The organism is Ruegeria sp. BC8, assembly GCF_056535705.1.
This window is the reverse complement of the sequence record NZ_JBQFIV010000001.1, coordinates 2,172,152-2,197,162: the sequence shown is the minus strand read 5'-3', so window position 1 is coordinate 2,197,162 and position 25,011 is coordinate 2,172,152. Positions and strand designations below refer to the sequence as shown.

General features: G+C 60.2%; 24 protein-coding genes and 1 tRNA gene. 13 read left to right on the top strand and 12 right to left on the bottom strand.

The window, feature by feature from the left end:
* Nucleotides 1-54 precede the first annotated feature (54 nt).
* The 3 genes from accC to ACR3EK_RS11125 all read right to left on the bottom strand — a co-directional run bounded on the left by accC (nt 55) and on the right by ACR3EK_RS11125 (nt 2,594).
* A complete protein-coding gene (gene accC, locus ACR3EK_RS11135; RefSeq protein WP_170358311.1) occupies nt 55-1,401 on the bottom strand; it encodes an acetyl-CoA carboxylase biotin carboxylase subunit in 1,347 nt (448 codons plus the stop codon).
* A gap of 9 nt (nt 1,402-1,410) precedes the next feature.
* Entirely contained in the window at nt 1,411-1,908 is a 498-nt protein-coding gene (gene accB / locus ACR3EK_RS11130; RefSeq protein ID WP_170337596.1) for an acetyl-CoA carboxylase biotin carboxyl carrier protein, read from the bottom strand.
* 149 nt (nt 1,909-2,057) lie between these two features.
* The gene (locus ACR3EK_RS11125; RefSeq protein ID WP_093962677.1) at nt 2,058-2,594 is read right to left on the bottom strand and encodes a LuxR C-terminal-related transcriptional regulator; all 537 of its coding nucleotides are present in this window, start codon (nt 2,592-2,594) and stop codon (nt 2,058-2,060) included.
* Nucleotides 2,595-2,814: 220 nt separating this feature from the next.
* Between ACR3EK_RS11125 and ACR3EK_RS11120 the strand changes: the two genes are divergently transcribed.
* From ACR3EK_RS11120 to ACR3EK_RS11100, 5 genes are all read left to right on the top strand, one after another.
* Nucleotides 2,815-4,110 carry a helix-turn-helix transcriptional regulator gene (locus ACR3EK_RS11120; protein ID WP_170438163.1) on the top strand — a complete coding sequence of 432 codons (1,296 nt, stop codon included), beginning with the start codon at nt 2,815-2,817 and terminating at the stop codon, nt 4,108-4,110.
* A gap of 78 nt (nt 4,111-4,188) precedes the next feature.
* Nucleotides 4,189-4,569 (top strand): response regulator transcription factor, encoded by a 381-nt coding sequence (locus ACR3EK_RS11115; protein ID WP_093962675.1) that lies wholly within the window; start codon nt 4,189-4,191, stop codon nt 4,567-4,569.
* Nucleotides 4,566-4,886, top strand: a complete 321-nt coding sequence (locus tag ACR3EK_RS11110; protein WP_170337599.1) for a hypothetical protein — start codon at nt 4,566-4,568, stop codon at nt 4,884-4,886. Before ACR3EK_RS11115 ends, ACR3EK_RS11110 begins: the two co-directional genes overlap by 4 nt.
* Nucleotides 4,874-7,552 (top strand): sensor histidine kinase, encoded by a 2,679-nt coding sequence (locus ACR3EK_RS11105; RefSeq protein ID WP_170538983.1) that lies wholly within the window; start codon nt 4,874-4,876, stop codon nt 7,550-7,552. Before ACR3EK_RS11110 ends, ACR3EK_RS11105 begins: the two co-directional genes overlap by 13 nt.
* 77 nt (nt 7,553-7,629) lie before the next feature.
* Entirely contained in the window at nt 7,630-8,727 is a 1,098-nt protein-coding gene (locus ACR3EK_RS11100) for a FliM/FliN family flagellar motor C-terminal domain-containing protein (RefSeq protein ID WP_480633398.1), read from the top strand.
* A gap of 9 nt (nt 8,728-8,736) precedes the next feature.
* On the opposite strand, the gene ACR3EK_RS11095 is transcribed toward ACR3EK_RS11100, so the two are convergent.
* A complete protein-coding gene (locus tag ACR3EK_RS11095) occupies nt 8,737-9,168 on the bottom strand; it encodes a protein tyrosine phosphatase family protein (RefSeq protein WP_093962671.1) in 432 nt (143 codons plus the stop codon).
* Between the two features lie 252 nt (nt 9,169-9,420).
* On the opposite strand from ACR3EK_RS11095, the gene ACR3EK_RS11090 reads away from it, so the two are divergent.
* The gene (locus ACR3EK_RS11090; protein ID WP_170337604.1) at nt 9,421-9,636 is read left to right on the top strand and encodes a hypothetical protein; all 216 of its coding nucleotides are present in this window, start codon (nt 9,421-9,423) and stop codon (nt 9,634-9,636) included.
* Between the two features lie 9 nt (nt 9,637-9,645).
* On the opposite strand, the gene ACR3EK_RS11085 is transcribed toward ACR3EK_RS11090, so the two are convergent.
* A complete protein-coding gene (locus ACR3EK_RS11085; protein WP_170339991.1) occupies nt 9,646-9,864 on the bottom strand; it encodes a hypothetical protein in 219 nt (72 codons plus the stop codon).
* A gap of 165 nt (nt 9,865-10,029) precedes the next feature.
* Here ACR3EK_RS11085 and ACR3EK_RS11080 point away from each other — a divergent pair, with 165 nt between their 5' ends.
* Nucleotides 10,030-10,296: a DUF2312 domain-containing protein gene (locus tag ACR3EK_RS11080; protein WP_480633397.1), complete on the top strand. Its 267-nt coding sequence runs from the start codon at nt 10,030-10,032 to the stop codon at nt 10,294-10,296.
* Between the two features lie 24 nt (nt 10,297-10,320).
* Here ACR3EK_RS11080 and ACR3EK_RS11075 read toward each other — a convergent pair whose 3' ends face one another.
* Nucleotides 10,321-11,196, bottom strand: a complete 876-nt coding sequence (locus tag ACR3EK_RS11075; RefSeq protein ID WP_480633396.1) for a hypothetical protein — start codon at nt 11,194-11,196, stop codon at nt 10,321-10,323.
* A 434-nt stretch (nt 11,197-11,630) separates the two neighbouring features.
* Here ACR3EK_RS11075 and ACR3EK_RS11070 point away from each other — a divergent pair.
* A tRNA-Thr gene (locus ACR3EK_RS11070) sits at nt 11,631-11,706 on the top strand.
* Between the two features lie 159 nt (nt 11,707-11,865).
* Here the strand turns inward: ACR3EK_RS11070 and ACR3EK_RS11065 are convergent.
* Nucleotides 11,866-12,720 carry a LysR family transcriptional regulator gene (locus ACR3EK_RS11065; RefSeq protein ID WP_480633395.1) on the bottom strand — a complete coding sequence of 285 codons (855 nt, stop codon included), beginning with the start codon at nt 12,718-12,720 and terminating at the stop codon, nt 11,866-11,868.
* A 151-nt stretch (nt 12,721-12,871) separates the two neighbouring features.
* On the opposite strand from ACR3EK_RS11065, the gene ACR3EK_RS11060 reads away from it, so the two are divergent.
* From ACR3EK_RS11060 to ACR3EK_RS11040, 5 genes are read left to right on the top strand one after another with little or no spacing between them, the layout of a single operon-like run.
* The gene (locus ACR3EK_RS11060; protein ID WP_480634023.1) at nt 12,872-14,284 is read left to right on the top strand and encodes an aldehyde dehydrogenase family protein; all 1,413 of its coding nucleotides are present in this window, start codon (nt 12,872-12,874) and stop codon (nt 14,282-14,284) included.
* Entirely contained in the window at nt 14,284-15,261 is a 978-nt protein-coding gene (locus ACR3EK_RS11055; RefSeq protein WP_480633394.1) for a membrane dipeptidase, read from the top strand. Before ACR3EK_RS11060 ends, ACR3EK_RS11055 begins: the two co-directional genes overlap by 1 nt.
* A gap of 44 nt (nt 15,262-15,305) precedes the next feature.
* Nucleotides 15,306-16,943, top strand: coding sequence for a hypothetical protein (locus ACR3EK_RS11050; RefSeq protein ID WP_480634022.1), 1,638 nt, complete (start codon nt 15,306-15,308; stop codon nt 16,941-16,943).
* The gene (locus tag ACR3EK_RS11045) at nt 16,940-17,569 is read left to right on the top strand and encodes a DUF3726 domain-containing protein (RefSeq protein WP_480633393.1); all 630 of its coding nucleotides are present in this window, start codon (nt 16,940-16,942) and stop codon (nt 17,567-17,569) included. The genes ACR3EK_RS11050 and ACR3EK_RS11045 overlap by 4 nt, the downstream gene beginning before the upstream one ends.
* A gap of 10 nt (nt 17,570-17,579) precedes the next feature.
* Nucleotides 17,580-18,590, top strand: coding sequence for an Ldh family oxidoreductase (locus tag ACR3EK_RS11040; RefSeq protein ID WP_170449270.1), 1,011 nt, complete (start codon nt 17,580-17,582; stop codon nt 18,588-18,590).
* 52 nt (nt 18,591-18,642) lie between these two features.
* Here ACR3EK_RS11040 and ACR3EK_RS11035 read toward each other — a convergent pair whose 3' ends face one another.
* From ACR3EK_RS11035 to ACR3EK_RS11015, 5 genes are all read right to left on the bottom strand, one after another.
* Nucleotides 18,643-19,863 carry an aminopeptidase P family protein gene (locus tag ACR3EK_RS11035; RefSeq protein WP_480633392.1) on the bottom strand — a complete coding sequence of 407 codons (1,221 nt, stop codon included), beginning with the start codon at nt 19,861-19,863 and terminating at the stop codon, nt 18,643-18,645.
* 163 nt (nt 19,864-20,026) lie between these two features.
* Nucleotides 20,027-21,238 carry an ABC transporter permease gene (locus tag ACR3EK_RS11030; protein ID WP_093962661.1) on the bottom strand — a complete coding sequence of 404 codons (1,212 nt, stop codon included), beginning with the start codon at nt 21,236-21,238 and terminating at the stop codon, nt 20,027-20,029.
* 5 nt (nt 21,239-21,243) lie between these two features.
* Entirely contained in the window at nt 21,244-22,518 is a 1,275-nt protein-coding gene (locus ACR3EK_RS11025; protein WP_170358337.1) for an ABC transporter permease, read from the bottom strand.
* Between the two features lie 73 nt (nt 22,519-22,591).
* Entirely contained in the window at nt 22,592-23,683 is a 1,092-nt protein-coding gene (locus ACR3EK_RS11020) for an extracellular solute-binding protein (RefSeq protein WP_093962659.1), read from the bottom strand.
* Between the two features lie 103 nt (nt 23,684-23,786).
* Entirely contained in the window at nt 23,787-24,935 is a 1,149-nt protein-coding gene (locus tag ACR3EK_RS11015; protein WP_174819681.1) for an ABC transporter ATP-binding protein, read from the bottom strand.
* Between the last annotated feature and the right edge of the window lie 76 nt (nt 24,936-25,011).

The window sequence follows — 25,011 nt, the reverse complement described above, 5'->3', positions numbered from 1 at the left end:
GCTCACACCGCGGCGACAAGCCCGAGAGCGCGTGCTCTCGCGGCTTGGTCGATACTAGGCCATGTTCTCCGCAAGCCAGTGCTCCAGCCAGTGGATGTTGTAATCGCCGCTGTGGATGTCGGGTTCCTGCAGAAGTGCGTGAAACAGGGGAACCGTCGTGTCCACACCGTCCACGATCAATTCACCCAAGGCCCGATTCAACCGCGCCAGCGCTTCGGGGCGGTCGCGCCCGTGCACGATCAGCTTGCCGATCAACGAGTCGTAGTAGGGTGGGATCGAATACCCATTGTACAGCGCCGAATCCATCCGGACACCCAGGCCGCCCGGTGCGTGATACGCCGTGATCTTGCCCGGGCAGGGCGCGAAATTCGGCAGCTTTTCGGCATTGATCCGAACTTCGATCGCGTGGCCGTTGATCTCCAGATCATCCTGGCCGAACGACATCGGTTCTCCGGCCGCAACAAGGATCTGCTCGCGAACAAGGTCGACCCCGAAAATGCCTTCGGTCACAGGGTGTTCGACCTGCAGGCGGGTGTTCATCTCAATGAAATAGAACTCGCCATTTTCATACAGGAACTCGATCGTGCCCGCGCCGATATAGTTGATCTTGGCGACCGCATCCGCGCAGACCTTGCCGATTTGGGCGCGTTCCTCAGGAGTGATGCAGGGGCCCGGAGCCTCTTCGAATACTTTCTGGTGACGGCGCTGCAGCGAACAGTCGCGCTCAGCCAGGTGGACCGCATTGCCCTTGCCGTCGCCGAAGACCTGAATCTCGATGTGGCGGGGCGTGGTCAGGTATTTCTCGATATAGACCTCGTCATTGCCGAACGCAGCCTTGCCCTCGGCCCGCGCGGTCATGAAGGCGCTTTCCATTTCGGCCGCGGTCTGCGCGACTTTCATGCCGCGTCCACCGCCACCGGCGGTGGCCTTGATGATGACCGGATAGCCGATCTCTTCACCGATGCGCTTGGCCGACTCAAGATCCGGAACGCCGCCGTCCGAGCCTGGTACGCAGGGAACGCCCAGCTCTTTCATGGTGTCTTTGGCGGTGATCTTGTCGCCCATGATGCGGATGTGTTCGGCGGTGGGGCCGATGAACGTGATGCCGTGGTCTTCGACGATCTGAACGAACTCGGCATTTTCGGACAGAAAGCCATAGCCAGGGTGGATCGCCTGGGCGCCGGTGATTTCACAGGCCGAGATAATCGCGGGCATCGAGAGATAGCTCTGGGGGCCGGGTGCCGGTCCGATACACACGGACTCGTCAGCCATGCGCACGTGCATGGCGTCACTGTCAGCGGTCGAGTGCACGGCAACCGTCGCAATCCCCATCTCGCGCGCGGCGCGGATCACACGCAGGGCGATCTCGCCTCGGTTGGCAATCAGGATCTTGTCGAACATGGGCCCGCCTTACTCGATGATGACCAGAGGAGTGCCGAATTCGACAGCGTCGCCATCCCCGACCAGGATCCGCTTGACTGTGCCGGATTTGGGGGCGTGGATGTGGTTCATGGTCTTCATCGCTTCGACGATCAGCAGCGTATCGCCTTCGGAAACAGATGCGCCGACGGCAATGAACGGGGACGCGCCGGGTTCCGGTTGCATATAGACGGTGCCAACCATGGGCGAGGTCACCGCGCCAGGGTGGCTCGCCGGATCCTCGACGGCAGCGGGTGCTTCGGCGGGGGCAGCAGCGGGGGCTGCGACAGGTGCCGGTGCGGCAGCGGGTGCCGGGACGGCAACTTGCACAGGCGCGGCTGTCGGGCTTACTCGGCTGACCCGGACGTTCAGGCTGTCTTCTTCGCCATATTCCCGTTTCACCTGCAACTCAGTCAGGTCGTTTTCGCGCAAGAGTTCGGCCAGTGCCTTGATGAACGTCACATCCGCTTCGTGTCTGTTGTCTGTCATGAGTGTCCTCGAAGGTTCCCCTTTGGCCCGTCTATCTGCGCGGGCTCTGGTCAATTACGCTGCGTTATAAGGCAACCGCGCGGCCATGAAAAGCGCCGACTGGGGCCGTTCGGCCCCGGTTTCTGCGTTATCGGCAGGGTCCACGACAGTCAGAGCGGCGTGCCGGACAGTTTGGCGACCAGTTCCGGCAGCTTGCGCGCGCCGAATTTCTCGAGCAGCCGGGCGCGGTAGGCTTCGATGGTCCGGTAGCTGAGCCCCAGTTCGACGCCTATTTCCTTGGCCGACAGGCCGCGACAGGACAGGATCGCGACTTCACGTTCGCGTTTGGTCAATTCGACCAGTGGGCGTTCCTCGGAAATGTCGGAGAAGCTCCAGATTCCATGGCGGAATGGGTCATCGGGTGTCAGCGACCGGCCGCGCGCGCGACACCAGAACAAGTCGCCGTTGCGGCGGCGCATGACCCGCTCGTCCGTGTAGTAGCCGGTGTCCCGCATGACCTGAAGACTTCGTGCACCAATTCTCTCCCAATCGGCAACGGATGGGTACAGGTGCAGCAAAGGCAGGTTGCGGTAGTCGGATTCGTTGCCCCCGAATGTCCGGGCAAACTGCAAATTGCACCGCCGGATGATGCGGTTTTCAAGCTCGACAAGCCCGATAGGTGCGTATTCGAAGGCCGGATCACTCATTTGCCTATCGTGCCGCCAATTCGGCCGGAATTGAAGAGGGCATTGCAGCACAGGATTGCTTTGGCGTCCGAAAGCGATCAGAGCCCGGTGAAAGCCACGACATTGTCAATGTTGTAAAACTGCTTTGAAAAGGGCGGCGTAAATCATATAAATACATGAAGTATTCAGAAAATACGGGGTTGTTTCGAGGGCAACTCGAACACGTTTCGGCGGGGGCATCATGCGTGATTCATTGACGGGCAGCCGTATCCGCGAAAGGCGGCAAATCTCGGGCTTGCGTCAGGCCCAGCTGGCGCGTCAGGTCGGCATTTCAGCGTCATATCTGAACTTGATCGAGCACAATCGGCGGCGCATCGGGGGCAAACTGCTGGTCGATATCGCTTCGGCTTTGTCCGTTGAGCCTTCGGTTTTGACACAGGGGGTCGAGGCGACGCTGATCGCGGCTCTTCGTGAGGCGGCGGCGGATGCGGTCGGCCAAAAGGCCGAAGTTGAGGCGCTGGATGAATTCGCCGGCCGGTTTCCCGGCTGGGCCGCTGTACTGGCACAGATGCATCGTCGGGTGGTTTCGCTGGAACGTACCGTGGAAACCCTGTCAGACCGGCTGACCCATGACCCGCACCTTGCGGCATCCATGCACGAAGTCCTGTCCGCCGCAGCAGCGATTCGGTCGACAGCCGCCATCCTGGCCGAACCGGGCGAGATCGAGGCCGAGTGGCGCGACAGATTCCACCGAAACTTGCACCAGGATGCCGAACGTCTGGCTGAAAGCTCAAAAGCTCTGGTCGCCTTTTTGGACGAAAGCGAGGACACCGGCGAACGGCGCGGGTTGCCGATGGAGGAGGTCGAGGCATTTCTGGAGAAGCGCGGGTTTCATTTGCCGGAACTTGAGACAGGACAGGACCCGGTAGCCCTCGCGCAGGCCGAGATGGCCTCTTCCGCCTCAAGATCTGTCGCGCGTCAGGTGCTCGACGCCTATGCGGCGGATGCCCGGGCCATGCCGCTGGAAGCGGTTTCGGAGGCACTGGAGGTCGAAGGTGTTGATCCTCTGCGTCTTGCCGCGCGGTTTTCGGTTGACCTGCCGACAGTCCTGCGACGGCTTGCGTTTCTGCCCGAGGATGTCATGCCGCGTCCGGCCGGGTTGGTCATATGCGATTCATCAGGAAGCATTTTGCTGTTCAAGCCGGTCCCCGGTTTCGCAATGCCGCGCCACGGCGAAGCCTGTCCTTTGTGGCCGGTCTTCAGTGCGCTGAACCGGCCCCTTGTGCCGATCCGAAAACGCGTGACCCTGTTGGGCCGGACGCCGGCGGATTTCGACTGCTTTGCAATCGCCTGGCCTCAACCCGTCAGCGCCTTCGGTCAGGAACCTGTGTACAGATCGGCGATGCTGGTGCTGCCGGTCGAAGAGCCCGGCGTGGCCACCGACTTGCCGCTACAGGTCGGCACGAGCTGCAGGATCTGTCCCCGAAAGCCGTGCGACTCGCGGCGGGAGCCGTCGATTTTGAGTGAAGGTTTTTGACAGTTTCCTGACACAGCGATTAATCTGCACTTGGCAGGTGGCTGGAGGTGCGACCGGTCTTGGGGAGGAAGTGAACATATGAGCCGCAAGGTTCTGTTGATCGAGGATGAACCGAACATCACGGAGGCAATCAGGTTTCTGCTGACCCGCGAAGGGTGGCAGGTCGAAACCCATGCCGAAGGTGAAAACGCGGTTCAAACGATATTGTCTGCGCAGCCTGATCTGGTCATTCTGGATGTGATGCTGCCCGGCAAGAGCGGTATGGATGTTCTGCGCGAATTGCGCGAGCACGAGGAGATGCGCGCCTTGCCTGTTCTGATGCTGACCGCTCGCGGTCAGTCGCGAGACCGCGAGATGGCTGAAAAGGCAGGCGTCAGCCGGTTTATGACGAAACCGTTCTCGAATACCGAAGTGCTGACGGCTGTGCGTGATTTGCACGCGCAGGCGTCACAGTCATGACCACACCGGAAAACGAGCCAGCCCGCCCGACAGGCCCGCGTCCGTCGGTGTTTTTGGAACGGCAGAGTTACCGCCGCCGCAGGCTGGCCGATGCGGCCCGAATGCTGCCCTTTGTCGGCGCGGGTCTGATCTGCATCCCGCTGCTGTGGCCGGATCCGGGGCCGGAAAACTCTGGCGTCCCGTTGTCGTCGGCCATTCTTTATGTCTTTTCATGCTGGGCCGCCCTGATCGTGGTCAGCCTTCTGTTCGGCTTTGCCGCCCGGCGGATGTCGTCCTCGGAGGGGTCCGCGGCAGAGAGTGAGCAATGGCCACGCTGAACGTCCTGATCCTTGTTTGCCTGGGCTACGTCGTGCTTTTGTTCGGCGTTGCGTTTGCAGCCGATCGAATGGCCGCAGCGGGGCGAGGCAAATGGCTGCGGTCACCGTTGATCTACACGCTGTCTTTGTCGATCTACTGCACGGCCTGGACCTTCTATGGCGCGGTCGGCAATGCGGCCAGGTCCGGTCTGGAATTCGTGACGATCTACCTCGGGCCGACCTTGGTGATGATCAGCTGGTGGTGGGGGCTGCGCAAGCTGGTGCGTGTGGGTCGCAGCCAGAGGGTGACATCAGTCGCCGACTTGATCTCATCGCGCTATGGCAAGTCGAACACCTTGGCCATTTGTGTGACCATCCTCGCCGTGCTGGGGGGTACACCCTATATCGCGCTGCAACTTCAATCGATAACGCTGTCGTTCTCGATTTTCGCCGAAGCCGACCCTTCGGGCCTTTATCGCGAGGGCGCCAGCGTATTTTGGGTGGCCGCGGGTCTGGCCGTGTTTGCCATTCTGTTCGGCACCCGGAACCTGGATGCCAATGAACGGCACCATGGTGTGGTGACCGCCATCGCATTGGAATCCGTCGTCAAACTGTTCGCTCTGTTGGCGGTGGGCATCTTTGTCGTCTGGGGGGTGGCCGGAGGCGTCACGCCAATGATGGAGCGGATCGACGCGTCGGAAATCGGGCGTTGGAACGTGGATACCGGACGTTGGATGGCCATTACCTTCCTGTCGGCGGCTGCTTTTGTCTGCTTGCCGAGGATGTTTCAGGTCATGGTCGTCGAGAACGACGACGAAAGTCACCTGAGAACGGCGGCCTGGGCGTTCCCGCTCTATCTTCTTTTGATGAGCCTTTTCGTGGTTCCCATTGCGGTCGTCGGGCTGGATCTGCTGCCGGCCGGGTCAAATCCGGACCTTTTCGTGCTGACGGTTCCTCTTTCACAGGGAAATGACTGGCTGGCGATGCTGTCTTTCATCGGCGGTTTTTCGTCGGCCACGTCGATGGTCATCGTGACGGCGATGGCCCTGTCGACCATGGTCTCGAACCACGTCGTGATGCCGATCTGGCTGAATACACGCGAGAACGCCAGTTCCATGTCAGGCGATGTGCGAAACGTGGTGCTGATGGCGCGCCGGGTTTCGATTGCCGCCATCATGGCCTTGGGGTTCTTCTACTATCGTATGTCCGGTGGCGGCGCCGCGCTGGCCTCGATCGGCTTGGTGGCATTTGCGGGTGTGTCGCAGATTCTGCCGGCTCTGGTCGGCGGCCTGTTCTGGCGCGGGGCGACACGGACAGGTGCCCTTGTTGGGCTGAGCGTGGGGTTCTTCCTTTGGATCTACACGCTGTTGCTGCCGGGGATGGGCGGCAGTGTCATGTCCGCCTCGGTCATCGAAAACGGTCCTTTCGGTCTGGGGTGGCTGCGTCCGCAGGCGTTGTTCGGTCTTGATGGTTTGGACCCGATGACCCACACGGTGCTGTGGTCGCTGTCACTGAACACGTTGGCCTTTTGCCTAGCGTCACTTCTGAGCTTTCCCAGCCCGCTTGAACGGTTGCAGGGGGCGCAGTTCGTCAATGTCTTTGATCATTCTGTCGCGCCCGGGGGGTGGACGGGGTCCGTTGCCCAGAGTGAAGACCTGATGATCATGACCCAACGGATCCTCGGGGCCGGTCCCGCTCAGGATTTCTTTCAGGCCGAGGCGGAAAAGCAGGGCGTGCGCGGGCGCTGGCCAGAACCTACGCCGGGTTTTCTGGAGCGGCTGGAGCGCGAATTGAGCGGCTCGGTCGGTGCGGCCACAGCTCATGCCATGATCGGGCAGATCGTCGGAGGTTCGTCCGTTTCGGTCGAGGATCTGTTGGCGGTGGCCGATGAATCCGCGCAGTTGCTCGAATACTCCAGCCAGCTTGAGGCGAAGTCGGCCGAACTGAGCCGAACGGCCCGCAAGCTGCGCGAGGCCAACGAAAAACTGACCCAGATCTCGCGTCAGAAAGATGCCTTTCTGGGGCAGGTCAGCCACGAGTTGCGCACTCCGATGACGTCCATTCGTGCCTTTTCGGAGATCATGCGGGACACTGACGGGCTGAGCGCTGAGGATTCTCGGCGTTATGCGACGATCATCCATGACGAAGCGCTGCGCCTGACGCGGCTGTTGGATGACCTGCTGGACCTGAGCGTTCTGGAAAACGGTCAGGTCAGCCTGAATATGGGTGATGCCAGCTTGCGAACGGTTCTGGATCGGGCTGTTTCAACGACTATGGCCGGGGCGGACAGCCCTTTGACCATTCGCCGCAATCTGTCTGCCGAGCGCATCGCGTTGCATTCCGATCTGGATCGCCTGGGGCAGGTCTTCATCAATTTGATTTCGAACGCACAGAAATACTGTGACGCGCCCGAGCCGGTCCTGACGATTTCAGCCCATGATGTCGGCGGCCAGGCGGTGATCGACTTTGTCGACAACGGCAGCGGCATCCCGCCGGACGCCCAGTCGATGATCTTTGAGAAATTCGCGCGGGTCGGATTCGACAAGGCGGGCGGTGCAGGTCTTGGACTGGCAATTTGCCGTGAGATCATGCACCGGCTTGGAGGAGAAATCACCTATCTGCCCGGGCAGGGCGGCGCAGCTTTCCGCGTCAGCCTGCCATTGCCACACCGCCAGGCCGCTCAGTAGCGGGCAAGTAAAGGTATTCGTAACGAACAATGGGCTAGACCAGTAGCGAGCAGAATCGAAACTGGCGGACCGTTGCGATGTCAAAGACTGTCAGCGCGGCCTTGGCGCGCAAATTGTCGGCAGGACAAGAGGGGACGGGCAGCAGATCCCGGGCGCTGCTGCGGGCACTGCGCCTTGCGATTGCCCGTGCCGCGGTCGAACGGTTCAAGCTATCAGCATCTGTCATTGGCGCGAAACAGGTCAGCAAATGCCAGGAAGTCGTCACGAGCGGGCTGGACGACGGTCAGATGTTTCTGCTGTTCGCGACCAAAGAGGGCAGGGTGGCCAGTGTTGTCTTGGACGTCAGTTTGGTCTCGGCAGTCATCCAAAAGCAGACAATGGGCGAAGTATTCGCGGACCCGCCCCAGCCTCGCGCCCTCACCGACACCGATGCGGCAATGGTGGTCCCGTTGGTCGAGGACATGCTGGAACGGGCCCGGAAACTGGTCGATGATCAAAGCGATGCAGCCCGCCTGAATGGATATGAGTTCGCCTCAAGGGCGGTCGATCGGCGCACGCTTTCTTTGGCACTGGTCGAGGACGGGTATGATGCGTTCGAGTTCACGGTTGAACTCGAGGGCGGTGTGCGGCAGGGAACGGTCCTCATCCTGCTGCCGAAAATCTCGGTGGCCGAGGGGCAGGCCAAACACGCAGATTTGGAACCGCTCAAGACACTGTCGCAAGCTGCAGGCGTGGTTCGGGCCGAACTTAACGCGGTGATTTGTCGGATGCATCTTCCGCTGACAACGCTGTCGGATCTGGGCATCGGGGATCTGCTGCCACTTGCGGGCGCGCGACTTGATCGGATCGACATTGCCGCGATTGATCGGACCCAGGCCACTACAGGACGTCTGGGCCAATGTGGCGGTCAACGGGCCGTGCGGGTCAACGAATTTCTGCAGCCACCCGCTCCAACACGACCCGAAGCGCAGAGCTTTATCGAGCACAAGCGAAGGGACGCGCCGGTTGAAATGGCAGATGTTGAATTGTCGCGTCAGGAAGCCGTTGCCGAAGACCGATCGCATGCGCAATCCGCAGCGGATGAAGACTTCGCGCAAGCAAGCACCGACCGCCTCGCGTCCGAGATATCCGAGTTGGCGGGTCTTCCTGCGCCTGTGGAACGACCCAACGACTGACGTATGAAATCAGGTGTTCGCAGCCCGCATCTGCACCAATGCCGGTCGCAAACCGTCCAGCGCGTAGCCCGCCTTTGCCGTGGCTTCGAGAATTTCATCGGGGCTCATTGTGTCACACTGCCCAAGGGCCCAAACGACAGAACAGCGGGTGCCCGAGGCACAGTAGGCAAGAACCGGGCCTTCGCAAGACTCGGCAAGGTCGCGCTGCCGTGCCACGTTCTCGGGCGTCATGGTTTGGTGCGTCAGTTCAAGCACCTCAAACTCGAGACCCGCATCCCGCACGGCCTGGCCGATTACCTCGGATTGCATGGCGGCAGGCACTTCGACATTCGGCCGGTTGCAGATGACCTTGACGAAGCCGGCGGCAACGATGGCGGGCACATCCTCGACCGTGATCTGCGGCGAGACAAAATAGCGGGGCGTGATCTGTCGAATCTCCATTCCGATTTCTTAGGTCGCAGAGTCAGCCCTGTCCAGTTCCACGGCGTGACCGTTCTTGCGCTGCGGCTTTTGCGGATTGATGTCTGTCAAGGCATTTCGGTCGAAATCAGGTTAATATTCGATCGACTCGCGGCCCAGCGCCGGCCGCCGGATAGCGCGCGGGCGATTTTTTGCTGGGTTTGGGCGGGTCCTGTATTGGTCTCAATCCTGTTACCTATATCAGGCAGGATGGCAGCATTTGGGAGGATGGCCATGACCACGAACGAGCTTTATTTCGAAGCCGAGCGGTTGGAGCGGAAACTGCACGGGGCAAATCTCGAGACCCGGCTGGCACTGCAGCCCAGCGTCACGAAGGTAATTGAACGCATGCGCGCTCAAGGCATGAGCGTACCATCGCGCTTCCGACGGCTGGACGCTGCGTTGATCGAAGATGCGGTTGAAGCCCAGTTCGACAATATGCCGATCTGACACCGGCGGTCAGCCGAACGATATGCCAAGGATAACCAGCATCAGTCCTATGACGGACAAAAACAGCGCGCCCATGTTCCAAGGCAGCACCCGCTGAACGGCAGCCCGCAATTCGTCGTCAGTCAAGCCTGACCGACGAGCCTTCATCACGCGCAGAATGCACCAGACCAATCCTGCCAGCCCGGCCAATGACAGGCTGGCGCCTCCCCAGATGAACACGTCGAACATTGCGCCCCGCATCGTTCTGTTTCGCTGCCGATGCGCTTAGCGGATCGTTGCCGGCGGCACAAGGCAAGCAGCCCCATTGTTCGCTTGCGGCTGACCCGCCGGCACGGTATCCGACATGTTGCCCGTGACCCCGGCTAAAGAAATTTCCACTTGGGAGAGACGCATATGGAAGACATGACCGAAGACCAGGCCGCTGCGAACTACCGCGTGACCGCAGGCGAGCTGCGCCAGTTCATCGAACGGTTCGAACGTCTGGAGGCCGAAAAGAAAGACATCGCTGACCAGCAGAAGGAAGTGATGGCTGAGGCCAAGGCACGTGGCTACGACACCAAGGTGATGCGCAAGGTTATCTCGCTGCGCAAGCGTGACAAAGACGATATCGCCGAAGAAGAAGCGGTGTTGGAAATGTACAAGGAAGCCCTGGGCATGTAAGCCTCGGGCCTTCTGAGGCTTCGGTCAGCGACCCAGAAACCGCACGCCCGGCATTTTCTTGAGCCGTTCCAGATCCTGTGTGTAAAGCTCGGAAAACGCCTCGTGGATTTCGGCGCTCCACCCGGGGAAGTCCAGTTCCTCCTCGATTCTGTCCGGCAAGGCGTGCTGCGAAAAGACGGCGGCGAGGCGGTCTTGCAGGAGGGCCGGGTCCGTGTGCCCGACTTGCTGTTGGATCTCTTCAATCTCCCGCTTGCCGTCTGCGTCAACCAGCGAGGATAGCAGCGAAAACTCCTCGGTCAGCGGTATGTCGGCGCTCAGACCGCACAGGCTGCGGATGATGTCTCCCCAGATCAGTGGGCACTCCTCATTGGCCCAGACCGTAATGGAAACGGCGGGGGCAAGATCGTGAATATCCTCGATAAGGGTCAGCCAACTCAGGCAACTCAGGTCAGTTGACGCCAGAATGCTCTCGCGGGTTTCGTCCGGCAATGCCATCAATACCTTGGGTATGAAGCTGCCCGGATTTTGCAGCCCGATAAACAATTCGACCTCGTGTCCTTCGAAAGCCTGATCCAGCAAGGCCAGCCGACGACCTGCATGGGGATAGAATTGGCCGTCCTTTATGGCGCTGTTCAGTTCGCCGATGAAGTCCGCAGTGCTCATGACCACTCGGCCGGTTTCCGGATCATCAGGAATTTGGGCTCTCAAACGCTCGAAGGCATCTGGGGTCAGCTTGCCTTCGTCCAGCGCATTCAGCGGCGTCTTGAATGCCTTCCGGAACCGGCGCGGACCAAACAGCACAATGCCGTTTTCCTGCAATACACTGGCATTCGCCTGAAGCGATTTGAGCAGGAGCCCCCCATCTGAAAAAACCACACCGAAGTGAATGGCCACATGCATGCCGACCGCTGTCCTTGCCCTTCGATTGAATACGTTTCGGGGTTACAGGTTGAACGATAGACAGTCAAACCTGCCATTCTTTCGCAATGGTAAAGATTGCCTGAGAACGTCGAAACTTGATTGTTGTCAACAGGACAGCGCCAGAAACAACTGGGTCGAATTGCTTCGCAACCGTCGTTGCCGCTTAACCATCTGCGGCGTCTGTGTTGCAGATGATCGAGGCGATTTGATGTGGCGCCGATTTTCCGCATGTTGTTGCACAATTCCGTCGCAAACCCGCTTGCCTTTATTGAGGCTTTCACCTAATCACAGCGCCATCGGCTCTATGGGATTACTTGTCTTTCGTTAGCCATGTAATCACAGTGGGTTGAAAAGGTAGGAGTGGTTGCCCGTTCTTGCCTTTGCCTGCAAAGGTATCTGAAAGCGTAATGCTTGCCCCTATAGCTCAGCTGGTAGAGCAACTGATTTGTAATCAGTAGGTCCGCGGTTCGAGTCCGTGTGGGGGCACCATCTTCTCCGAATACGCCAAAAGGTTGGTCGTGATCTGAAAGCTGAACGGTTTTCCGCCGGTGCAGCACGTTTTTTTCCATCTATTTCAGGAAACGCCTTTCTTAAACTTGCTCCATCGCGCTCGCTTGGATGCGCTTGGCAGGGTTGTTCTCTGGGGTCTCAATCGCGAGGCCAATTCAGGATATGGCTGCGACATTCTTCTGCCACTTCTGGGAACTGTGTTCGCTCGCGGGTGTACAGATAAACATCACGAACGTCCGACAAATCCTCGATCGGACGGAAGGCAGTGTTTTCCGGCAAAAACCGTGCGACCGTTTCAGGCAGTATGGTCACCCACCGCCCGGTCGCGACCATGGCGATCAACGAGTGAGTGTTGTGCACCGTGATCGCGGACCCTGCGATTACGTCTTCGAAACCCGGATTTTCAATGAGTTGGCACAGCGAGTTGTGCACGAATCCCTTCGCCGCGACTTGGTTCAGCGTTGGTGGCTCGTGCGCAGTGATCAGGGCGTGATCAGCGGCGGCCACAAGCCCAAACCTGTCTTGAAACAGCGGCTCGGCCCGTATTCCGTTCAACGGGTGATGGCCCGAGGCAATCCCCACATCCGCCCGCCCTTCGGCGAGGCTGTCCAAAACCTGTCGGGTGTCGGTGTCCCTCAGCTCGATCTTCAGGCCGGAAAATGTGCTGGACAGGTGGTCAAGCAGCGATGGAAACAGCAGTGCTGCCACCGACGGGACGGACACGATCCGGATCAGCCCTTGGGACGCCTTGGCCAGGGCTTCGATGCTTTGGACCGTGTCGTCAAATTGGCGCACCTGATTTTGGGCGAGGGCAAAGACTTCCGCCCCCAGAGGTGACAGCTGGTTCTTTCGCTCACCCAGAAACAAGCGTTTGCCGAGATGTTCTTCAAACTGTTTCAGGGTCATCGAGACCGCAGACTGAGTGCGACCCAGACGGCTTGCGGCTTCGGCAAGATTTCCGGACTGGGCGACGGTGCAAAAGCAGCGGAGCATTTCCAGTTTCAGCGACAAATTTCAGATTTCCTGAAGTCCATTAAATTTGTTTGAGTTTGCCTGATGTCCGGGCAGAGGTCTATTCTGTTCGTGAAACGTACCAGAGCCGAGGCACCCTGTGACAAAATTGAACCTGATTGCCGGCGAATGGATGGCCGGCGACACCGCGATCGAGAACCGCAACCCCTCTGATCTGACGGATGTGATTGGCCTGTTCGCCCAGGCAAGCGCTGATCAGCTGTCCGCGACCCTCGATCGGGCACGTATCGCGCAGTTGGAATGGGCGGCCTATGGGTTGGAACGCAAGCAGGCGGTTCTGATGAGTATCGGGACCGAGTTGATGTCCCGCGCCGAAGAGTTGGGGCGGTTGTTGTCGCGAGAAGAGGGGAAGCCGTTTGCCGAGGGCAAGGGCGAGGTTTACCGCGCGGGGCAGTTCTTTACGTATTATGCGGCGGAATGCCTGCGCCAGATCGGTGAAAACGCGGACAGCGTACGTGAGGGCGTCGAAATCGACGTGCGCCGCGAACCGGTCGGGGTTGTCGCGGTAATCTCTCCTTGGAATTTCCCGACAGCTACGGCCGCATGGAAGATCGCACCGGCCTTGTGTTATGGGAACGCCGTAGTGTGGAAGCCGGCCAACCTGACCCCGGCCTCAGCCGTGGCGTTGACTGAGATCATTGAGCGTCAGGACATTCCCAAGGGTCTTTTCAGTTTGGTCATGGGATCAGGCGGCGCAATCGGACAAAGACTGGTTGAGAGCCCTCAGGTAGATGCGATTTCGTTCACCGGATCGGTGCCCGTCGGCAAGGGCATTGCCGCAGCAGCCATCCAGAACCTGACCAAGGTGCAGATGGAGATGGGCTCCAAAAACGCGTTGGCCGTGATGGATGACGCGGATCTGGATCTGGCGGTGTCACTTGCGCTGGGCGGAGCTTTTGGCGGCACCGGGCAGAAATGCACCGCCTCTTCGCGGTTGGTGGTCCATGCTGCGATCCACCACGCCTTTGTCGAGAAGCTTGTCGCCGGCGCCAAGGCACTGAAGGTTGGGCATGCCTTGGAGGAAGGCACGCAGATGGGGCCAGTCGTCAGCGAGCAGCAACTGCAAGAGAACCTGGCCTATGTCGAACTTGGCCAATCCGAAGGCGCCGAGCTGGCGTGCGGCGGGCAACGGCTGGAGCTGCAGCATGACGGGTATTACATGTCGCCCGGCGTGTTCTTGCACACGAACAACACCATGCGGATCAATAGGGAAGAGATGTTTGCCCCGCTGACCAGCGTGCTCAAGGTCGACAGCTATGATGAGGCTTTGGCGATCGTGAATGACACGAATTTCGGTCTGACATCGGGCATCGTGACCCAGAATCTTGCGCGCGCGACGCATTTCCGGCGTCATGCAAGAACCGGTGTCGTGACCGTCAACCTGCCCACCGCAGGCACTGATTATCACGTTCCTTTCGGTGGCCGGGGCGACAGTTCGTATGGACCGCGCGAACAAGGCAAAGCGGCCGCCGAGTTCTACACCACTGTCAAAACCGCCTATATCAGCGCCGGGACCCCGATCTGATGCGGATTGACGGCCTGCAATACGCCAACTGGTCGGAAAAGATCTTCCGGCAATTGCGGGAAGGGGGCGTGGATGCCATCCACGTCACCGTCGCCTACCACGAGAATTTTCGTGAAACGGTTCAGAACCTCGAGAAATGGAACCGATGGTTCGAGTTGTTCCCGGACCTGATCATGAAGGGACGATCGGCCAGCGACATCGACACCGCGCGTGACACCAGGCGTACGGCCGTTTTCTTTGGTTTCCAGAACCCATCACCCATGGAAGACGACATTGGGCTGATTGAAATTCTGTACGATCTCGGTGCCCGGTTCATGCAGTTGACCTACAACAACCAATCCCTGCTAGCGACCGGCTGCTACGAGGCTGAAGACACCGGTATCACCCGGATGGGGCGGCAGGTGATCAAGGAGATGAACCGCGTGGGATTGGTCATCGACATGAGCCATTCGGCCGACCGCTCGACGATCGAGGCGGCCGACCTTTCCGCGCATCCGATCGCCATCACCCACGCCAATCCGCATGACTGGGCGCCCGCCCTGCGCAACAAGCGTGACCCCGTCATCCGCGCCGTGACGGAAAGAGGTGGGATGCTCGGGTTTTCGGTCTACCCTCATCACCTGAAGGACAAGTCCGACTGTACGCTGGAAAGCTTTTGCACCATGATTGCCCGAACGGCCGAAAAATACGGAACACAACATCTCGGGATCGGAACCGACCTGTGCCAGGACCAACCCGACAGCGTTGTCGAGTGGATGCGTGTGGGTCGCTGGACCAAGGAAATCGATTACGGCGAAGGATCGTCTGCGAACCCGGGTTTTCCGCCGATGCCAAAATGGTTCCGGGACAATCGTGACTTTGACAAGATCGAGGCCGGCCTTTTCGCGGTAGGGATGACCTCGACCGAAGTCGCCGGGATCATGGGGCAGAACTGGTACCGCTTCTTTGCGGACAACTTCGGACCGGTCCAGAATTGACCGGACCGGGGCCGCATATCGCGCGCCGGGATCCGGCAACCGTTATGCGGCTCAGCCGGCTCGGGTCCTTGCACCAGTGCAGGCTCAGCTTCATGCGCGTTCTGACCCGCCGCCTGGCACGCGACAACTGGCGGTTTTCCACGCCGGTGTTCGAGATTGACGAGGCAGGTGTCGGACGGGCCGTCTATGTCGCACAGGGACCCGAGCGGGCGTATTCTCTGGTGGCCTTCGCCCATGATCTTCCACCAGAAAAACGGTCGGACCGGGTGATCGCGGATGCTTGGGACGCGACCTTCACCCTATTTGACGGAATCCCTTCCGAAGCCGACCTTGACCGGCTTTCCCGCAATGTTCCGCTGCAGGAGGCCGGCCGGATCAGCGAAACCGAACTGTCGCTATCCCGGGCCAATCGCTCGGTCCGATTGTGGACGCATGTCGTCGAAGCCCTGGCTGACGGTCGACAGCCGGATCTGGAGCAGATCCAAAAGGTTGGCTACCTGATGCGAACCACGGCCGTGTACGGATCGGGAAAATTTGGGGCCGCGGACCGGGAAAACATTGCAAACCGTCCGGAAACCGAGGGGCCGTTTCAGGCCGAGATGCTTTCGGTCTTCCTCACCCGCGCCTTCGTGCGGGACCTGGTTGAACACATGGCGCGCGCCAAAGGGGGCAGCAAGGCCGTCAGGATGGCCCCTGATATCGCGCGCCGCTTGGGCATCGGGAATTCCACGGGACTGGGCATGGCGCCGTTCCTGATCAATCATCCGGTCCTGCTGAACAACTGGATCATGGCGCGCGAGGAGGCAATCGCCCGGGTTCGAGCCGTGGAAACCGCGACCCAAGAAGAAATCAGTGTGTTCCGGTCGGTGTTTGATCGCTGCCTGGTGTCGATTGGCCAATGGCATTCGGAACATCCGATACAAGATCGGAAACTGTCTGCTCTGAAATCAGACCTAGGGGTGATCGCGGACTTTCTCCGCCATGACGATCTTACGGGCCGAAGACCTTGGAACCGTCTGGTGGAGTGGTCGGAGACTGTGCTGAGCGAGGAGGGGCAGGAGTTGCTTCTTTCTCTGATCCTCGAACCCTATTCAGACTTGGTGGACGGTTTGTCAGGATGCATGGCGGATTCAAGCCCGCATCTGTACGAGATTGACGGCGCCATGCCGCTGGCCGATGTCCAGCAGGCGATCCGCGACGGTTTCGGTTGGGCCCTGGATCTGGACTGGGGCGCCCGGGAAGCCTGCGCAAGGGTCTGGTATGTGTCGGAAGAAAAGCTGGAACCCAGGCTGGGTGAGCGGTTTGACGAGCCGGTAGCCGAGTACGAACAACCGCTTGCCCCGGCACGGGATGCGGCAGCGGCATATTCGGCAATGGCCGATTGGGACACAGCCGCGACCACAGCGGAATTTCTTCTGCGCCATCCTGAACATCGCCACACGATCCGCCGGGCGCAGATCAGCCGCAAGGCTCCCTACAGCGAGATCCGTGACAACACGATTGGTGCATCAGTTCTGCCGACCGATATGCTCCGCGCCAAACTGTCCTTTTTCGGCGCGACGCATTTCGATCCCCGCTCGGACCGTTGGGTCCGTATCTGCATGTATTCAGGCGCGCCGTACCCCGAGGATCTTTCGCCCGAAAATGCCGATTTCTGGGTTTATCCGGAGGTGCCGGAATGAACCTGTCGCTGAACGAGGTCGAAGGACTGGCAAAACGCGCGGCACGTGGGGCGGGTCATCACTGGGGGCCGGCCGAGGACGCCGCCAAGGCGACCCGCTGGCTGTGTCGTCATGGTTTTGACGGTGCAGCCGCCTTGTCAGCGGTCCTGCGCCAGGACTTTGCGCATCGGTTTGATGCGCACACGCCACGGGCCCTCGGGGCGAATTGGCGGGCGCATGGGCAGATGTGCCCGTTGGGGGCGGGGATGCTGCTGTCAGATTGTTCGGAACATTTGGGCTGCGGGCCGATCGTTCTGCATGACGTGGCGGTTCCGCTGTTTCTCGTGCCGTTCGCTGGCAACGCTGCACGCCGATTGCAGACCAATGTGGCCGTCGTCTGCGATGAACTCAGCGCCACGACGGATGGGGAGGTCGTGGACGCTCCGGATCTTTGGCCGGAAAGCGCCACAAAGGTCATCGTAAGGATCGGCGGTACACCTGAAAAACTGCGCGCCAACCAGACGCGCGCCCTGCCGGCGCCTGCGGCTCTGGCTTTTTTGAACACTCTGGCTCAACGCACCTATGCCCCCGCAACCGAGGAGTCTCGCCGTTTGGGTGCCGGTGCTGGTTTGTCCGATAATGACTGAGGAGGCCGAGATGCCAGAAACCCGAACGCTGTCCCTTGCCGAAATCGAGGATCTGTCGCTGCGCGCTCTGATGGCGGCCGGCACGTCCGAGGACAATGCCCGGCCATTGGCGGTTGCCACCGCCGCGACCGAGGCGGATGGGGTGGCCAGTCACGGGTTGGCCTACATCCCGATCTATTGCGAGCACGTACAGTGTGGCAAGGTAGACGGGCGAGCACAGCCGGTAATGTCCGCCCCAAAACCGGGCGTGGTGGTGGTTGATGCGGCCACCGGTTTCGCTCACCCGGCGATCGACTTGGGGTTCGATGCGTTGATCCCGGCCGCACGCGAGCAGGGAATAGCTGCGCTGGCCATCCGCAACAGTTACAATTGTGGTGTGCTGGGATATCACACCTATCGCTTGGCTCAGGCGGGCCTTGTTGGTCTGGGGTTCACCAATGCACCTGCATCCATTGCGCCGTCGGGCGGTTCGCGGCCCGTCGTAGGCACAAACCCTTTTTCGCTGGCCGTTCCGGGTGCTGATGGGCAGCCTGCCGTCTTGATCGACCAAAGCGCCAGCACGATCGCAAAAAGCGAGGTCATGAAGCACGCCCGCGAGGGAAAGCCGATTCCGGTCGGTTGGGCGCTGGACCCTGATGGCAACCCGACAACTGACCCCGCCGTGGGCCTCAAGGGCTCGATGGCGCCTTCGGGCGGCTACAAGGGCGTGGGCGTCGCACTTCTGACCGAGGTAATGGCCGCCGCATTGACCGGGGCCACCTTGGGTATCCATGCTTCACCCTTTTCCGGAACTGTGGGCGGCCCGCCAAAAACAGGCCAGTTCTTCATTGCCATCGACCCCGGCGCTACGGCCGGGTCGGAGTTTGCTGCCAATATCGCGGAACTGGCCGAGGCGATCCGGTATCAGGAAGGAGCGCGTCTGCCCGGCGATGGTCGGCGCGCCAAGCGCCTGCAGGCCAGCCAGGACGGGGTTGGTGTCAGCGTCGCGACGCTGGACAAAATCCACGCCATCCTGGCCTGACACCCGTTTCAGGCGGAAACAGGGGCAAGGCCGATGCCTCGCCCCCTCTGCATCACGCCTTGATGATGTTGTGTTCCGGTCCGTACGGAAAGCCGGTGATATTCTCGGCCCCATCCTCGCCTACGACCAGAATGTCGTGCTCGCGATAGCCGCCCGCGCCGGGTTGACCTTCGGGTATCCACAGCATCGGCTCGATGGACACGACCATGCCCGGTTCGAGCACCGTGTCGATGTCTTCGCGCAGTTCCAGGCCCGCTTCACGACCGTAGTAGTGGCTGAGGATGCCGAAGGAGTGCCCATATCCGAACGAGCGGTATTGCAGCAGGCCCTGATCGGCGAAGAACCGGTTGATCTCGGCTGTGATGCCGGAACAGGTCGCGCCGGGTTTGATCAGGCTCAACCCCAGCTCGTGCGCGGCTACATTGGCCTGCCACAGGCGCAGGCCGTCGGCGTCGGGCTCGCCCAAGAACAGGGTGCGTTCCAGCGCGGTGTAATAGCCCGAGATCATCGGGAATGTGTTGAGTGACAGGATATCGCCATTCTGCAAGGCCCGCTTGGTGACCGGGTTGTGTGCGCCGTCGGTGTTCAGGCCCGACTGGAACCAGACCCAGGTGTCGCGGTACTCGGCGTCGGGATAGGCGCGGGCGATCTCGATCTCCATCGCATCGCGGCCGGCCATGGCGATCTCGATCTCGGTGGCGCCTTCACGAATCGCGGCATGGATGGCCGCGCCGCCCACGTCCGCCGTACGTGCGCCGCCTTTGATCAACTCGATCTCTTCGGCCGATTTCACCATCCGCGCGGCCATCGTGTCGGGGGCGATGTCCACAAGCTCGGGCTGGTTCAGCATGGACAGGGCCGTGTCGCGCGCGGCCAGCGTCATGTGGTCGCTTTCGATGCCGATCCGGCGGGCAGTCCCGAGCAGGCTGGCTACGGCGCGCCAGTAGTTGTCGCGCTTCCAGTCGGTGTAGATTACGTTGTCTTCGACCGACCGACGCCAGGGCTGGCCCGCGTCGATATTCGCTGACACGGTGGTGCAGCTGTCCTGCGTCACCACGCAGCCATAGGGCCGGCCGAAGGCGCAGTACAGAAAGCCCGAGTAGTAAGCGATGTTCTGCATCGAGGTCAGCAGAACGACCGGGATGTCCCGCTGCGCCATGATGGCGCGCAGCTTGGCCAGCCGGCGGTCGTACTCGGCCCGGCTGAAGGGCAGGGGCGCCTTGTCACCGTTGTGGCAGGTGAAGAATTCGGGGCGATTTGAAAGGTCTGTCATGTGCTCTCTCGTTTCTTTGCCGGACGTGCAAAGCCCGGCCACATGTCCCGGCGTACAGGACAGGCGGTCTCGGGGTCCGAGAGCCGATCACCCCCTTGGGCGCTGCGACGCCATCGCAGCAGGGGGCGAACAGGGAAATCGTTAGATCAGGCCACGCTGTGGGTCAAGCCGGTGTCAGCCCGCGCAGACGTTCCGACCGTCGCCGCAGCAGCTCGACCGTGGTCAGCAGGGCGATCGAGATGACGACGAGAATCGTGGCCACGGCCAGGATGGTCGGGCTGATCTGCTCGCGCAGGCCGGTGAACATCTGCCACGGCAGCGTCTTTTGGCTGGCCGATCCGACGAACAGCACCACGACCACCTCGTCGAACGAGGTGATGAAGGCGAACAGCCCGCCCGAGATCACGCCCGGCAGGATCAGGGGCATCTGAATCTTGAAGAAGGTCCGCACCGGACCCGCACCCATATTCGCAGCAGCCCGCGTCAGCGAACGGTCAAACCCGACCAGCGTGGCGGTCACGGTGATGATGACGAAGGGAATGCCCAGAACGGCGTGGGCCAGGATCACCTTAAGGTAGCCCACAAAGGTCTTGTTCATGCCCAAAGTGCCTTCAAGGAAGCGGCCGATGTCGCTGTAGAAGAAGAACATGCCCGTCGCCGAGATGATCAGCGGCACGATCATCGGAGAAATCAGGATCCCCATGATGGCGCGCCGCCCCGGCACATGCGATTGGCTGAGACCGATGGCCGCCAGCGTTCCCAGCGTTACCGATATGATCGTGGCGATGGGCGCGATGATCAGCGAGTTCTTGAAGCTGCGCTGCCATTCGTTGTTGGTGAAGAAATCCTGGTAATGCTTCAGCGAATACCCTTCGGGGTCCAGCCGCAGCATCTCGGGCGTAAAAGTAAAGAAGTCCTGCGCGTTGAACGACAGCGGAAGAACCACCAGAATCGGCGTGATCAAGAAGACGAAGATTGCGCCGCAGATCACCCGGAACAGGTAGTGATAGAACACCTGCTGCGCCGTCAGATAAGGCAGCAGCTTGCGGCGGTATCGGCCCTCGTACAGCCAGAATGTGAACCATGCAAAAAACCAGCCGCCCAAAAAGCCGAGCACACCGCCCATCGGCCCGGAAACCGCGAAGCCGACGGCCGCGAAGCCGATGATGTTGATCCAGTAGGCAAGCCTCTCGTTCTTGAGGACCGAGATGTAGATCCAGGCCAAAAGGGCCGTCAGCGCTGCGCCGCCGATCATTCCCAGGGGGACCGAGCCGTTTCCGGCGCCGACAAACATGCCGGCAAACGCGCCGGCCAGTGCGACGCTGGGAAGGACCATGGATAGGGGCTTGCGCGAAATTGGTGTCAGTGCGGCCATGTCGGTTACCCCAGCTTCACGTTATCGATGCCCACGATCTTGTCGTAGACCCAGTAGAGGATCAGAACCACTGCCAGCAGGATCGTCCCCAATGCTGCAGCCAGGCCCCAGTTCAACGACGACGATATGTGATAGGCAATCCGGTTCGAGATGAAGACACCCTTGGTGCCGCCCACGATTTCGGGCGTGATGTAGTAGCCGATTGCCAGAATGAACACGAGGATCGATCCCGCTCCGATGCCCGGGATGGATTGCGGGAAGTAGATCCGCCAGAACGTAGTCCAGTTCGTCGCGCCCATGGATTTGGCCGCGCGGGTGTAGGATGGCGGAATCGTCTGCATCACCGAATACATCGGCAGGATCATGAACGGCAGCAGGATATGCGTCATGGCAATGATCGTGCCGATCTGGTTGTTGATGATGATCAGCCGGGCGTCATCTGCGACCAGCCCGAGCCAGACGAGGGTGTCGTTTATAACGCCCTGCTGCTGCAGCATGACCTTCCATGCGGATGTCCGCACCAGAAGCGACGTCCAGAAGGGCAGCAGAACCAGAATCATCAGCAGGTTCGACACGCGCATTGGCAGGGTCGCCAGCAGGTAGCTGACCGGATAGGCCAGCAGGATGCAGGCCCCGGTGATTACCAGCGACATGAACAACGTACGCCCGAACAGCTTGATGAGAATCTGCTTGTCTTCCGGCTGAGCCTGAGCACCTTCCGGGGTGCGCCGCATGTCGATTGCGTTCAGGAAGTAACCGTTGGTGATCGGAACCGCATGGGTTTTGATCACGCGCCACGTCTGCGGGTCCCCCCAGCCGTCGTGGATCTCGATCAGCTTTTCCTTGAACGGACCGTCGGCTTCAGGATCCAACCGTTTGATCTTGCGGCCTGACTGGCGGAACAGCGAAGACATGCCGGTTTCTTCGTAGTTCAGACGCGTGCCAAGCCGGGTGTGTTCCTTGTTTTCGATCGCGACCACCATGTCACGAACGAAGGCATCATAGACGTCCTCGCCCGGCAATTCGCCGCTGGTTTCATCCCAGTTGTCCAGCGCTTCGACCGTCAGGGGCAGGGTTTCCGAGACAATCCCGTTTTCGACTGACCGAAACAGCATCGATGCGATCGGTACCAGGAAGGAAAACAGCACGAACAGAAGCAAAGGCGCGATCAGCATAAGCGCGCGCAGTTTCTGACGTCGCAATGAACGCGCCAGCGATTGCTTGAGCGGCGTTCCGTCCGCTGCCAGCATGGGTCCTGCTGTTTGGCTTGCGTCAGTCATCAGTGCCTCTTGGTTGTGCCCGGGTCAGATGGCGGCGCACCGCCACCTGACGTTTCTTCAGAGATTCAAGCGCTTATTGCGCCAACCACGCCTGGAATTTGGCGTCGATGTCATCGCGGTAGTCAGCCCAGAACTCGTAGTTGTAGAGGAACGTGTTCTTGGCGTTTTCCGGATCGGTCGGCATGTGCGGAGCCATGTCGATTCCCAGTTCGGCATGTTTGCCGACCAGCGGAGCCGACGAAGCGCGAGCCGGGCCGTACGAGATGTACTTGGCCTGATCCGCCAGGCGCTGGGTGTCGGTCGCGAACATGATGTAGTCCAGCGCGCGCTGCTTGCGCTCTTCGCTCAGACCGGCGGGAATGATCCAGCCGTCCAGATCGAAGACCTGCGCGTCCCACAGCATGGCGACGGGCTGTTTCTGCTCTTCAATGACGCTGAACAGGCGGCCATTGTAGGTCGAGCCCATGACGACTTCGCCGTCAGCCAGCAGCTGGGGCGTATCGGCGCCGGCGGACCACCAGACGACGCTGTCCTTGATGGTGTCCAGCTTCTTCAGAGCACGGTCCTGGCCTTCGTCGGTTGCCAGAACGTCATACACTTCGTCCTTCGGGACGCCGTCGCACAGCAGGGCCCACTCCATGTTGTTGATCGGACGCTTTTCCAGCGACCGCTTGCCGGGATAGGTCTCCAGGTCGAAGACCGCGCAGATATCGGTCGGCGGGTTGTCTCCGACCATGTCGGTCCGATACCCAAAGGTGGTCGAATACACGATCTGAGGGATGAAGCATTCGCTGACCAGCAGATCGCCGAAGTCTTCCGAAGCCGGAGTTCCGTCCGGCGCAGGCGCCAGCTGGGTATCCGGGTCGATTTCCATCGCCAGACCTTCGTCACACAGACGGATCGCGTCCGCGGCAACCACGTCGACCACATCCCATGTGATGTTGCCCGCCTCGTTCATGGCGCGCAGTTTGGCCACGGCCTCGGCCGAGCTGTCATCGTTCAGGATGGTGACGCCGGTCTTTTCCGAATAGGGCTCGTGATAGGCCTTGAGCTGCGACTTGGAATAGGCGCCGCCCCAGGACACGATCGTCATTTCTTCGGCGGAAACTCCGCCTGCTGCAGTTGCCAGAGCAACAGCTGTCAGCATTGTGGTGGTACGTTTCATATGTAGCTCCCAGTTTTTCCCGTTTTATGCTTGGTCGACCAACGCACGGGTTTTCGTCGGTCGGTTCTTTCGGCTTGGGGGCGGATTGCGAAGCCGGGCGCGCCTAGGCGTCCAGAGCGCGGCAATCCTGCGCCAGCCATCCGATCTCGATCTCCTGACCCGGTGTCAGCCTGACGGCGTCAGGGGCATTCCGGGTCTTGACGATGAATTCATCATTGCCGGCCACCGACATGCGGAACCTGAATACATCGCCCATGTAGATGAATTCCTTGACCACAGCCTTGAGCGTATGCGCTTCGGGGCTGAGGCGATCCTTGTTGAATTCCACGCGCTCGGGTCGGATCGAGACCTTGGTCCGTTCCCCCGGTTGGCTCACGTTGATCGGAACCGCGTCGATCTCGGAGCCATCGTCCAGCGTGACGACGCATTTCCCGCCATCTACGGATTTAAGAACGCCTTCCAGCGTGTTGTTCTCACCGATGAACTGCGCAACGAAACTGTTCTCCGGTTCCTCATAAAGCTGGTCCGGTGGTGCAAGCTGCTGGATCCGGCCATCGTCAAAGACCGCTACGCGATCCGACATGGTCAGCGCTTCTGTCTGGTCGTGGGTCACATAGACGGTCGTGATCCCCAATTCATGGGCCAGACGCGTGATTTCAAACTGCATGTGCTCGCGCAGCTGTTTGTCCAATGCGCCCAGCGGTTCGTCCATCAGAACCAATTCGGGTTCGAAGACCAGCGCGCGGGCCAAGGCGATACGCTGTTGTTGTCCGCCTGACAGCTGAGCGGGTCGGCGGCTACCGAAGGCACCCATCTGCACCATGTCGAGGGCGCGCTGGACTTTTTCTTCGCGCTCGGACTTGCCGATTTTTCGGACTTCCAGCGGAAAGGCGAGGTTCTCGGCCACAGTCATGTGCGGGAACAGGGCATAGTTCTGAAACACCATCCCGATGCCACGCTTGTGCGGCGGAATGTTGTTGATCGGTCGCCCATCCAACAGAATTTCGCCATGCGTCGCAGTTTCGAACCCGGCCAGCATCATCAGGCAAGTGGTCTTGCCAGATCCCGATGGGCCCAACATTGTCAGAAACTCGCCCTTTGGCATCGCGAGGTTAAGGTCTTTGACGACAAGATTTTCGCCGTCATACGATTTTTGAACGCGTTGAAATTCGACAAACGCGGCGTCGCTAGAAGTGCCGGTCACAAGACCCCCTGTTGCGTCAATTCTTGATCCGGTTGGTCCGGATTTCATTGATCCCTGAGCACATTAAAGACGCAGCAATGTCCGGCTGGCAAGACTCAATGACAAAAACCAATCCTCATTGGGT